This is a genomic window from Actinomadura sp. NPDC000929 (assembly GCF_040492065.1).
Taxonomy (GTDB): domain Bacteria; phylum Actinomycetota; class Actinomycetes; order Streptosporangiales; family Streptosporangiaceae; genus Spirillospora; species Spirillospora verrucosospora.
Genome location: NZ_JBEUPA010000039.1, coordinates 45,045 through 56,298, shown reverse-complemented (window position 1 = coordinate 56,298; position 11,254 = coordinate 45,045). Strand labels below are relative to the sequence as shown.

Here is an 11,254-nt window from a genome sequence, read left to right as displayed (position 1 = left end):
GCCAGGAGGCTGGAATAGAACAGGTCGATGAACCTGCGGAGGCCTTCGTGCCCGCCGGCGTGCTCGAAAAGGGTTTCCATGATTACACCATTACTTGCTTGACGACGGTCGGGTTCGTTTATCGCAGGCGGCCGCTGGCCTGTCGAGGCCCAGTGCCGGTTGTGGTCATGGGGCCGGGTCGGTGATGTAGTCGTCCAGGCGGCTAGATCCTTCGAGCATCGCAGTGGCGCGGGCGGTCAGGTTCGCGACCACAACACCGAGTACAAGGAGCTCGCGTTGCAGGTCGGCCTCACCGTGGCCAAGGTCGACCCGATCGGCTGGTCCGACACCGACGTCCCCGACAGCACCGCCGTCGAGTACGCGCTTGAGATCGACCAGCTCACCGGCGTGATCCGGGCGCACCGCCGCTCCGAGCACACGGCCCGCATCGCCGCCGCGGGCGGCACCGGTGAGGAGCGCTGGTGGATAGATCCGAACCGGACAAGACCAGGTGATCGCCGGTGTCCTGGCCCGTCACGCCCGCGCCGCCGAGCAGCGGGAGAAGGCGGCGCCTCCACCGCCCGCGCCCGGCTGCGACCCGCAGGCGTTGGGTGTGCTGTTCGGGAGGAGCCCGTGACCGTCGACGTGCTCAGGCTGTGGCGGCGCGGTAGGCGTAGTAAGCCAGGAACATGTCGACTCCGGAGTCGATCAGTCGTTCGGTCGTGTGCGGGTCGAGCGTCGTTCCGTAGGTGCCGTGGACCAGATGCGGATAGAGCACGAGCGAATAGAGCTGGAGGATGGCGGTCTCCACGTCCGGCATGGTCAGCCGACCGGCGGCGATGAGGCGTTCGAACGCCGCCACCAGGGCAGGGCGAGCGCGGTCGGGGCCGTGATGGCGCCAGGCTTCGCCGAGTTCCGGGAATCGGCGGACTTCGCCGGCGACGAGGCGGCGCAGGGCCACCATGTTGGGGGAGGTCATGCTGTCCACCCATGCCCGGGCGGTCCATTTGAGTGCGCTCCGCAGGTCATCGGACTCTCCCAGCCGCTGCGCGGTGCCTGAGATGGCGTCGGCGAGGGCTTCCTGCAGGGCGTCGCCGATGACGGCGATGAAGAGGGTCTCCTTGCTGCCGTAGTGGTTGTAGACGGTGACCTTGGAAACACCCGCCTCGGCGGCGATGGCGTCCATCGCCGCATCGAACCCATCCCGGACGAATGCCGACCGGGCCGCCTGAATGATCATCTGTCGCTTGCGCGCCGCCCGGTCCCCGGTGAGAACGCGCGGAGACTCGCTGCGCTGAGAGGGTGCTGGCATCGTCGCTCCTTCGTCGTCGACGTCCAGCGTACCCAAATATGAACTGTACGGTTGAGTTCAACTGAACTGGTGCGTACAGTACAGGGGTTCGACCGCACCGCGTCACCACCCGTGATCGTGGGCGACCAGAGCGGACCACGGGAGTGCCGCCATGCATGACACCTGTGATCGACCACGAGTCCGCGACCGGAACGCTCGGCGTCCTGGTCGCTCCAAGACGGCTGCGCTGGCCTTGCTGTCGTTCGCGATGCTGATCGTTTCTCTCGATCAGTACATCGTCGTCGTCGCGCTGCCGGATATCGGCCGCGAGCTCGGGTACTCGGCGCAGACACTGCAGTTGGTGGTCAGCGCTTACGCCGTCGCCTCCAGCGGATTCCTGCTGCTGGGCGGGCGCGCCGCCGACCTGCTCGGCAGGCGCCGGATGCTGGCCACCGGGCTCGCGCTGTACGCGGTGGCCTCGCTGGCGGGCGGGCTCGCCACCGGTCCAGGGCCGCAGTTGGCGGCCCGAGCGGTTCAGGGGCTCGGCGGGGCACTGGTCTTCCCCAGCACGCTGGCGATCATCAATACCGCCTTCGCGGAGGGGCGCGACCGCAACCGCGCGCTGGGCGTCTGGGGCGGCTCCGGCGCAGCCGGGCTGGTAGTCGGTGTGCTGCTCGGCGGGGCGCTCACCCGCATGCTCGGGTGGGAGGCGGTGTTCTTCGTCAACGTCCCCCTGGCAGGTGGAGCGCTCATCGCGGCCTTTCGGCTTCTCGCACCGGACGGGTCGCGGACGGTGGGACGGGTGTTCGATCTGCCGGGAGCTCTGGGCTCCACCGGCGCGGTCACGCTGCTGATGTTCTCCCTGGTCCAGGGACCGGCTCTCGGCTGGGACTCGCCCTGGACCCTCGGCATGGCGGCCGCGGGGCTCCTGCTATTCGCGGTGTTCGCCGTCGTCGAGCGGCGCAGTCCCGACCCCCTTGTCCCCGTGAAGCTTCTCGCCAACCGCGTTCTGGGCGTGGCATTGGTAGTCGCTTTCATGTTCACGGCGACATTCGGAGCCCTCCTGTACTTCCTGTCCATCTACTTCCAGGACGTCCGCGGCTATGACCCTCTGCAGACCGGCGCGGCCTTCCTGCTCCCCACCGCGGTGGTGGTGGCGGGTTCGACGTTCGCCGGTCAGACGGTGACGCGCTTCGGGCTGAGGCGTACTCTCGTCGCCGCGCTCGCGATCGGTGCGGCCGGGGCGGTCGGCGTCGGCCTGGCCCTGTCGGCCGACGGCTCCTATGTCGCGCTCGTGCCGGGTCTCGTCGCGGTCAGCCTGGGGGACGGTGTCGTGTTCACCCTGATGTTCATCGCCGCCGGTACGGGGGTGGCCGACCACCGGCAGGGGGTCGCCTCCGGTATGGCCTCCACCAGTTCCGGGGTCGGCGCCGTCGTCGGCCTTGCCGCACTTGTTCTCGTCGCGAACGCCGGTACCGAGGGGCTCAGCGGTGAAGAACTGCGCGTCGCCACCGCCGAAGGCATACGCACCGCCGTTCTCGTCATCGCCGGAGGGATCGTCCTCACCCTCCTCGTCGCGCTCAACCTTCGCGACTCCTCCGACCGCCCCCACCGATCCCAGGCCGACTCCACCGCGTCGAGGTAGTCGGCATGGCGAGCCGCACGTATGCGCCCCCTGCCGCAGTCGACGCAGGCGACCGGCTCGCGGACCCCCAAATCGGGGGCCTGACGTCATTCGCTACTCCTGCCGCAGGGGTCTAAAACGGTGGTTCGCCGAGGCTCGACGGTCGGACTTGTCGGGTCGGATCCACAGCCGCGCCAACTCCGCCGCCCGTCGCACCTTGGAGGCGACCCCGGTCGGGCCGTAGGTGGTTAGGAAGCAGTGGAGGCACCTTTCGGGCAGCCCTGGATGGGGCTGAGTGCCAGCGTCCAGCACAGATTGGGGCGAGCCCATCAAGGGTGCGCTGCGGGGAGTCTGGTGTTGGCCGACCCGGTGTTGTCAGGCAGCAGGGCCAGGAGTTGATGTTCGTGGCCGGGAAGCTCACCTTCGGTGAGGCCGTTGAACCTGAACGCTCGGGTTCCATTGGGCGGAATCTCGCCCGCTTCCCGTCCAGCGGGAACGAGGATGCCGGGATCACGGCGGCGGGTTCGCAGACTGATCCCGTGCTTCGACTGACCTCTCTCCTCGCAAGCGGCACCGTCCTGCTCGCAGCCTGCGCGACGGCGGACGCCGGGCGGCCTCCGGACTCCTTCACGGCAGGGCTCGCCGCCCCGGTGAGCTGCCTCGACCCGCACCAGACCCCGCAGACGCCCAACCTGCAGGTGTCACGCCAGTTCGTGGACTCGCTCACCGACCAGGACCCGCGCACCGGAAAGATCGTGCCGTGGCTCGCGACGTCATGGAAGGTCGACAAGCGGGCCGAGCGGTTCACCTTCACCCTGCAAGAGGGGGTGACGTTCAGCGACGGCGCGCCGCTGGACGCCGCCGCGGTCGTCGCCAACCTCGACGACATCTCCAGGCTCGGCGCGCGGTCCCCACTCGGTTCGGGCTACCTCGCCGGGTACGAAGGGGCCTCCGCCCTCGACGCGAAGACCGTCGAGGTCCGGTTCGGTGCCCCGAGCGCGCAGTTCCTCCAGGCCACCTCGATGGTCACGCTGGGCATCCTTTCTCCGGGCACGCTCAAGAAGACTCCCGAGCAGCGCTGCGCGGGTGCTCTCGCCGGCTCCGGGCCGTTCGTGCTCGGCCGGGTCGCGCTCAATGAGGAGGTGCGGCTCTCCGCGCGCACCGGATACGCCTGGGCGAGCCGGCTGGCCGCGCACAAGGGCGTCCCGCGCATACGCGAGCTGACCTTCGCCATCGTCACCGACCCGAGCGCCAGGCACGGCAGCCTCTTCTCCGGGCAGCTCGACGCCGACTTGCAGGTGCTCCAGCAGGACCAGCGTTCCTTCGGCAGGAAGGGACCCCAGCTGCTGTCCGCCACCCGTCCCGGCATCGTGTTCACGCTGCTGCCGAACGAGTCGCGCCCCGCGCTGCGCGATCCCGGCGTGCGCCGGGCGATCGGCGCCGCCCTCGACCGGTCGCGGTTCGCGGCGCTGCTCGCGGCGGGTGAACGTCCGGCGACCGACGTCCTCGCCAGCACCACGCCCGGCTACGCCGACCGCTCCGCCGACCTGGCGTACGCGCCTGACGAGGCGGCCCGGCTGCTCGACGCGGCCGGTTACCGGCGCGGTCCCGGCGGCGTGCGCGCCAAGGGGTCGCAGCGGCTGTCGTTCACCCTGGTCTACTCGGCCAACGAGCCCTACGGCTCGGTGTACCAGCTCATGGCCCAGCAGCTCGCCGACGTCGGGATCGAACTGCGGCCGACACCACTCGACGACGCCACCAACAGCGCCCGGCAGTCCTCGGGCGACTACGACTTCGTCTCCTGGGCGGTGACCAGGGGCGACCCCACGGTCCTGGCCAGCGTGTACCCGGTGGAAAGCGCGAACCCGCTCCGGCGCACCCGGCCGGACCAGGTGGACGGCACGATCGCCCGGATCGCCACGGTGCTCGATCCCACCGAGCGCTCCCGCGCCGTGAAGGCCGCGGCCGAGGCGATCCTTTCCGGCGGGCATGGCATCCCGCTCTTCGAGCAGGCATCGTCAGTGGGCTTGACGGAGCGGGTGACAGGGGTCCGGCTCGACGCGTCCGGGCGGCCGATCTTCCAGGACGCGGAGGTGCGGGCATGACCTGGAACGACTTCGCCGGGGGCCGCGCGGTGGACCCCGCGACCTTCGTCGCCGCCGCGAGCACGCTGCTGGAGTCGGCGGTCGCCGCCGCGGGCGGCGCCGAGGCCGCGAGGACCGACTTCATCGCCGGGCTCGAGGCCAGCATGAGCACCTCCGGCCCCTACGCGACGCTGCGGCTGGACGCCGGACTCGCCGACCAGGGCGTCAGGGGCGAGCTGCGGGAGAACGCCGTCGCGGTGTCCGAGATGATCCTGGACCTGGTGCGGAGTACGTCCGGAACACCCGGCGTAACGGACATCCACAGCAGCTGCGTGGGTTACGCCTGGACTCCCCCGGTGGTCGAACGCCTCATCAACGGTTCCGGCCTGCACGCCGCGCGCAATCTCTACAACGAGTGGCTGTGGCAGCTCGTGCTCCTGCGGGACGCCCTCATCCCGTTCACAGATCCGTCCCAGGTGCGGGTGCTCGCCGACGCCGACGGACTGACCAGGCTCCAGGAAGCCCGCGACTGGTTCGCCGTCCAGGTGATGACCCGGCGGATCGCCCACGCGGCGATCGTGCGGTTCGCCGCCGAGGCGGTGACGGGCGGGCACGCCGAGGGGGCCTACGGGTTCCAGCACGAGGGCGCGGTGGTCCTGCCGCCGGTCGCCCTCGGCGGCGAACTGCTCGGACCGGCGTATCTGCTGAGCCGGCACGAGGGGACCCTGGTCGCCGAGGACACGGTGTACTTCGTTCAAGGACAGGAGGACGGGGAGCCGACGAACACGCTGTCCGTCCCGCCGCGAGCGGTCGGCGACGTCGAGGTGGTCGGCCTCACCGACCGGCTGGTGCCCGGACCCCCGGACCATCCGGTCCGCGCGCGACCCGCACGCTCAGCCTGGTGGTGGGCTTCGACGGCCACGAGTGGACGGCCGACCTCGGACGTGCGCTGCGCGGCCACCGCTACGCCGCCCGGCCCGCCGATCCGGGAGACTCGCGCCCCGCAGCCGCCACGGTCGACGCCTGGTCGGGATGCGCGGTGCTCCGGCAGGACGGCGAGGTGGCGGTGCCCGAAGGCGGCGTCATCCCGACCGGCGGTCAGCGCGCGCTGACCCTCGCGCTGCTCGGCAGGCTCCGGCCGGGCAACGTGGTGCTCTACACCGGCCAGGAGGTCGGCGGGCACCGCGTCCTCCTGGACATCCGGGGCTGAGATGACCCGGTTCGTGGCGCGGCGCCTCATGCAGGCGGCGGCGGTGGTGCTGGCGGCCTACACCTTCACCTTCTCGGCCTTCAACCTCATCCCCGCCGATCCCGTGCAGATCATGCTCGGTCCGGAGAACGGCGTGGACGAGGCGCGGGTGGCCGCGCTGCGCGCCGAGTACGGTCTGGACCGCCCGGCGGCGGAGCGCTATGCCGACGGGCTGCTCGGCGCCCTGCACGGCGACTTCGGCACGTCCTTCCAGACGGGGCGGGGCGTCGGCGCGATAATCGCCGAGGCCGCTCCGCGCACGCTCGCGCTCGCTGGCGGCGCGCTGCTGGTGGCGCTCCCACTCGGCTTCCTGATCGCCTGGTCGGCCGCGCACACCCGGCACGTGTGGCTGCGCCGCCTGCTCGGCGCGCTGCCCGGCCTGTCGCTGTCCGTCCCGACGTTCTGGCTCGGGCTGGTGCTGCTGCAGGCGTTCTCCTTCGGCCTGCCGCTGTTCCCCGCCAGGGGCGCGGACGGGCTCGCCGGCCTGGTACTGCCCGCCGCGACGCTGGCGGTGCCGTCATCGGCCTTCGTGGCGCAGGTGCTCACCGAACGGCTGGCGGTGGAGATGCGGCAGCCGTACATCGACACCGCGCGGGCCAAAGGCGCGTCGCGGGCGCGGGCGGTGACGGCGCACGCGCTGCGCAACGCCGCCATGCCCGCCCTGACGATGACCGCGCTGCTGGCAGGCTGGCTGTTGTCCGGGTCGGTCGTGGTGGAGACGGTCTTCGCACGCAACGGGCTCGGCCGGTTGATCGAGTCGGCCGTCACGACCCGGGATCTGCCCATGCTGCAGGGCCTGGTCGTGGTGGCCACCGCGGCCGTCACGGTGCTCACGCTCGCGGTGGACGTGGCACACCCGCTGGTGGACCCCCGGCTGCGGGAGCGTGCCGGATGAGGTTCGTGCGGCGGCTCGGGATCGTGCCGTCGGCTCTCGTGCTGCTGGCGGCCACGGGCGCGGCGTTCGCTCCCGGCCTGTTCCTCTCCGCCGACCCGCTGCGCGGCGACGTCACGGAGCGGCTGCTGCCTCCGGGGACCGGCCATCCCTTCGGCACGGACGAACTGGGCAGGGACGTGTTCGCCAGAGTCGTGCACGGCTCGGCCCCCTCGATTCAGGCGGCCGTCATCGCGGTGGGCGTCGCCGTCCTCGCCGGTTCGGCGATCGGGCTGGTGGCGGGAACCGCGCGGGGACGGCTGGACGGTCTGATCATGCGCGCGGTGGAGGTCCTGCTCGCCGTGCCGTCGTTCCTGCTCGTCCTCATGGTCCTGGCGATGCTCGGCCCCGGGACGCGCCAAGTGGCCGTCGCCGTCGGCGTGTCAGCGGCGGCGGTGTTCTCCCGGATCATGCGGACCGAGGTCATCCGGGTCCGCGGATCCGGGTACGTCGAGGCCGCCGCGGTGTGCGGGGCCGGGCGCCCGACCGTGCTGATGGCCCACGTGCTGCCCAACGCCGCGGGGCCGCTCGCCGCGCTGGCGACGCTCGAGATCGGCAATGCCATCCTCACCGTCGCCGCTGTGAGCTTCCTCGGCTTCGGGGCTCCGCCGCCGGCGCCCGAGTGGGGCTCGCTGATCGCCGCGGGGCGCCCGTTCCTCGCCTCGGCGTGGTGGCTGACGACCATGCCCGGTCTCGTCATCGTCGCCGTGGTGCTGGCGGTCAACCACCTCGGGCATGTCCTGCGCACGCGATCGGAGACACGATGACGCCTCTGCTGGCCGTACGCGGCCTGACCGTGCGGTACGGGCCGTCCGGGCGGGGCCGCCCGGCGGTGGACCGCGCCGACCTGACGGTGGAGCCCGGGCAGGTCGTGGCCGTGGTCGGCGAGTCCGGGTCGGGCAAGTCCACGCTCGCCCACGCGCTGGCCGGGCTGCTACCGGACGCGGCCCGGATGACCGGTGGCGAGGTCGCCTTCGGCGGCGAACGGGTGGACGGCATGCGGGAGCGGGCATGGCGGCGACTGCGCGGACGGCGGATCGCGCTCGTGCCCCAGGATCCGGGGACCGCCCTCAACCCGCTGATGACCGTGCGCGCCCAGCTCGCCGAAGCCCTGCGCCTGACCGGAACCGCCCGGCCCGGCGCGGCTGCCCTCGAGGACGCGCTCGGACGGGTGGGGATCCCCGACCCGGCGGCCGTGCTCGACCGCCATCCGCACCAGCTCTCCGGCGGTTTCCGGCAGCGGGTGCTGCTCGGCATGGCGCTGGCCGGACGGCCCGCGCTACTGATCGCCGACGAGCCGACCTCCGCGCTCGACACCACCGTGCAGAAGACCGTGCTCGCCCTCATTCGGGAGGTCGCGGCCAGGGACGGCACGAGCGTTCTCCTGATCACCCATGACCTCGGCGTCGCCGCGGACCGCGCGGACCGCGTGGCCGTCATGACCGAGGGCCGCGTCGTGGAGGAAGGCCCGGCGGACCGGGTGCTCGGCAGTCCGGAGGCCGCCTACACCCGGCTGCTGCTCGACTCGGTCCCGCGGCCGCTGACCGGGCCCGCGCCGTCCACGCGGGTCCCGCGCGGCGGAGAAGCGCTGCTCGCGGTCCGCGATCTGCGCAAGGTGTACCCGGGTGGCACGGTCGCGGTCGAGGGCGCCTCGTTCACGCTGGAACGGGCGGACACCCTCGGGCTGGTCGGCGCGTCGGGGTCGGGCAAGTCGACCCTCGCCCGCATGATCACCGGCCTCGTCCGGCCGACGGGCGGAAGCGTGCTCCTGGCCGGCGCGCCCGTCAGGACCGGCCGGGTGCAGTTCGTCGCGCAGAACCCGTACACGTCGCTCGACCCGCTCATGAGCGTGGGCCGGATCATCGCCGAACCGCTGCGGGCACTGCGCACGGGCACCCGGGCAGAACGCGGGGAACGGGTGCGGCACCTGCTGGAGGACGTCGGCCTGCCGACCGAGGTCGTCCGGCGGCGGCCCTCGGCGCTGTCCGGCGGGCAGCGCCAGCGCGTCGCCATCGCCCGCGCGCTGGCGTCCTCGCCCGATCTGATCGTGCTCGACGAGCCGGTGTCCGCCCTCGACGCGGTGACGCGGGCCCAGATCCTCGCGCTGCTGCGCCGCCTTCAGGACAAGCACGCGATGGCCTATCTGCTCATCTCGCACGACCTCGCCGTGGTGGCCGCCGCTGCGGGAAGGCTCGCGGTGATGCGGGACGGCAGGATCATCGAGTCCGGCCCGACCGCCGAGGTGCTCACCGCCCCGGAGGCGCCGTTCACCCGCGAGTTGCTCGCCGCCGTCCCGGGCGGCCGCCCTCCGGCGTGACCGGCTCAGTCGTCACCGTCGTGCGGGGGCACGGTGGATGATCTCGGCCACCTCGTCGGGGGCACCGGCGAAGACGGCGTGCCCCGCGTCGAGGGTCGTCCGGGCGAACGCGGTCGCGGGAGCCAGCTCGTCGGCATGCCGGATCATCACGTCCTGGAGCGCGATGGGCAGCGCGCGGTCGCGGGTGGTGCGGACGTAAGTCCTCGGCACGCTCCCCCAGCGCTCGGGCGTGGCCCCCGTCGGGGTGGTGAGGAACGACAACGGCTGGTCGGGGGTGAGGGAAGCGGCCATGGCCAGGAAGCCGGAGCGGTCGAGGTCGGAGAAGTAGGCCGCGTGCAGTTCGTCCTGGTAGGCGGCATCGGTGCTGCGCGGGTCGATCCGCACCGCGCCGAGCGCGGCGGGGTCCCCCAGGTAGAGCCCGGCGCCGAGCGCGGTCTGCGCCTCCGGCAGAGCCAGGTAGGCGCCCGCGGCACCCAGCGAGGTGGGGACGAACGCGGTTATGTACACCAGCCCTGCCACCAGCTCGGGGGCCAGTTCCGCGACCCGGGTGGCCACCGCCCCGCCCATGCTGTGCGCGGCCAGGACCGGCGGCGCGGTGAACCGGCGCAGCGTGGCCACCACGTCCGCCGCCACGTCGTCCAGGCCCAGTTCCGCCAGTGGCGACACCTCTGTGCGCAGTGCGGCGACGTCCCTGGCGAGGTAGCTCGCCGGGAAGCGGGCCCGGGTGCCGTGGCCCGCCAGGTCGAGCGCCAGGACGCGGTGGCCCCTGGCGGTCAGCGCCGCGGCGAGGGCCGCGAAGTGCCCGGCCCCGTGCCACGCCCCGTGGACCAGCACCACGTCACTCGTGTCCATCATGTGCCTCGACTTCCTGCCACGTCTCCGTCAGCAGCCGCGCCAGCTCGGCGGGGCGCTCTTCGGGCACGTAGTGCCCGCAGTCTTCCACCCAGCGCGCCGACACGTCCGTGACGGCCTCCTGGACGGTGTCCAGCCAGCCGAGTCCGACGCCGTGGCGCGCGCCCACGACCAGCGCGGGAACCCGTAGCCGCCCGGCGGCGCACAACTCCCGGTTGTCGGCGATGTCGACCGGCAGCGCCCGGTAGTAGCCCATGGTGGCCCGCACCGCTCCGGGTGCGGCCAGGGCACGCGTGTAGACGTCCATGGCCGCGTCGTCGATGGCCTCGGTGACGTACAGGCCGACCGTGTCGCGGCGGAACATGAACTCCAGATAGCCGCGCTCGCGGCCGGCCAGCAGGAACTCCGGGAGATCGGGCACCATGTTGAAGCCGAAGTGCCAGGACCCGCCGGTCAGGGGGTTCGCCGCCGCGAGGCTCTCGCCGAGCCCCGGGATGCCCGCCTCGACGAACGTCAGGCTGCGCACCGACTCCGGGCGCAGCGCTGCGAGCGGGTAGGCGACTTGGCCGCCGACGTCGTGACCGACGAGGTGGTAGCGGGTCAGCTCGAGGGCGGCCATGAGCTCGGCGAGGACACCCGCCACCGTGCGTTTGTCGTAGCCGCCGTCCGGCCGCGAACTGGCCCCGAACCCTGGCAGGTCGGGGACCACGACGGTGTACCGGTCGGCGAGCAGCGGCACCACCTCGCGCCAGGCGTGGGCGGTCTGCGGCCACCCGTGCAGAAGCAGCACCGCGGGGCCCTGGCCCGCGACGACGCAGTTGATCGCGTGCCCCGGAAGCCGGACGCGGATCGAAGAGAACCCTCGTGCCATGGTGACCATCGTGTCGGGCCGGCGGCCCGCGCGGGCATGCGCGCTTTCCATCCAGC

At 72.4% G+C, this 11,254-nt stretch carries 13 protein-coding genes; 9 read left to right on the top strand and 4 right to left on the bottom strand.

Features of this window, described 5'->3' with window-relative positions:
• On the top strand, positions 1-185 hold a 185-nt coding region (locus ABWI04_RS16975), incomplete at its 5' end, for a hypothetical protein (protein WP_353832993.1).
• Here ABWI04_RS16975 and ABWI04_RS16970 read toward each other — a convergent pair.
• Complete coding sequence (locus tag ABWI04_RS16970) at positions 166-417, bottom strand: hypothetical protein (RefSeq protein WP_353832992.1); 252 nt, start codon at positions 415-417, stop codon at positions 166-168. The two genes, ABWI04_RS16975 and ABWI04_RS16970, sit on opposite strands and share 20 nt — an antisense overlap.
• Positions 418-490: 73 nt before the next feature.
• On the opposite strand from ABWI04_RS16970, the gene ABWI04_RS16965 reads away from it, so the two are divergent.
• Positions 491-616, top strand: coding sequence for a hypothetical protein (locus tag ABWI04_RS16965; protein WP_353832991.1), 126 nt, complete (start codon positions 491-493; stop codon positions 614-616).
• 12 nt (positions 617-628) lie between these two features.
• Here ABWI04_RS16965 and ABWI04_RS16960 read toward each other — a convergent pair whose 3' ends face one another.
• Positions 629-1,327, bottom strand: coding sequence for a TetR/AcrR family transcriptional regulator (locus ABWI04_RS16960; protein WP_353832990.1), 699 nt, complete (start codon positions 1,325-1,327; stop codon positions 629-631).
• Between the two features lie 211 nt (positions 1,328-1,538).
• On the opposite strand from ABWI04_RS16960, the gene ABWI04_RS16955 reads away from it, so the two are divergent.
• From ABWI04_RS16955 to ABWI04_RS16925, 7 genes are all read left to right on the top strand, one after another.
• Positions 1,539-2,915 carry an MFS transporter gene (locus ABWI04_RS16955; protein ID WP_353832989.1) on the top strand — a complete coding sequence of 459 codons (1,377 nt, stop codon included), beginning with the start codon at positions 1,539-1,541 and terminating at the stop codon, positions 2,913-2,915.
• A 518-nt stretch (positions 2,916-3,433) separates the two neighbouring features.
• Positions 3,434-4,999 (top strand): ABC transporter substrate-binding protein, encoded by a 1,566-nt coding sequence (locus tag ABWI04_RS16950; protein ID WP_353832988.1) that lies wholly within the window; start codon positions 3,434-3,436, stop codon positions 4,997-4,999.
• Positions 4,996-6,090 (top strand): hypothetical protein, encoded by a 1,095-nt coding sequence (locus ABWI04_RS16945; RefSeq protein ID WP_353832987.1) that lies wholly within the window; start codon positions 4,996-4,998, stop codon positions 6,088-6,090. The genes ABWI04_RS16950 and ABWI04_RS16945 overlap by 4 nt, the downstream gene beginning before the upstream one ends.
• A complete protein-coding gene (locus ABWI04_RS16940; RefSeq protein WP_353832986.1) occupies positions 6,039-6,188 on the top strand; it encodes a hypothetical protein in 150 nt (49 codons plus the stop codon). Before ABWI04_RS16945 ends, ABWI04_RS16940 begins: the two co-directional genes overlap by 52 nt.
• Before the next feature lies 1 nt (position 6,189).
• Positions 6,190-7,122, top strand: coding sequence for an ABC transporter permease (locus ABWI04_RS16935; protein ID WP_353832985.1), 933 nt, complete (start codon positions 6,190-6,192; stop codon positions 7,120-7,122).
• Complete coding sequence (locus tag ABWI04_RS16930) at positions 7,119-7,925, top strand: ABC transporter permease (RefSeq protein ID WP_353832984.1); 807 nt, start codon at positions 7,119-7,121, stop codon at positions 7,923-7,925. Before ABWI04_RS16935 ends, ABWI04_RS16930 begins: the two co-directional genes overlap by 4 nt.
• Entirely contained in the window at positions 7,922-9,475 is a 1,554-nt protein-coding gene (locus ABWI04_RS16925; protein WP_353832983.1) for an ATP-binding cassette domain-containing protein, read from the top strand. Before ABWI04_RS16930 ends, ABWI04_RS16925 begins: the two co-directional genes overlap by 4 nt.
• A gap of 12 nt (positions 9,476-9,487) precedes the next feature.
• Here ABWI04_RS16925 and ABWI04_RS16920 read toward each other — a convergent pair whose 3' ends face one another.
• Positions 9,488-10,330, bottom strand: coding sequence for an alpha/beta hydrolase (locus tag ABWI04_RS16920; protein WP_353832982.1), 843 nt, complete (start codon positions 10,328-10,330; stop codon positions 9,488-9,490).
• Positions 10,314-11,198: an alpha/beta fold hydrolase gene (locus ABWI04_RS16915; RefSeq protein WP_353832981.1), complete on the bottom strand. Its 885-nt coding sequence runs from the start codon at positions 11,196-11,198 to the stop codon at positions 10,314-10,316. The genes ABWI04_RS16920 and ABWI04_RS16915 overlap by 17 nt, the downstream gene beginning before the upstream one ends.
• Between the last annotated feature and the right edge of the window lie 56 nt (positions 11,199-11,254).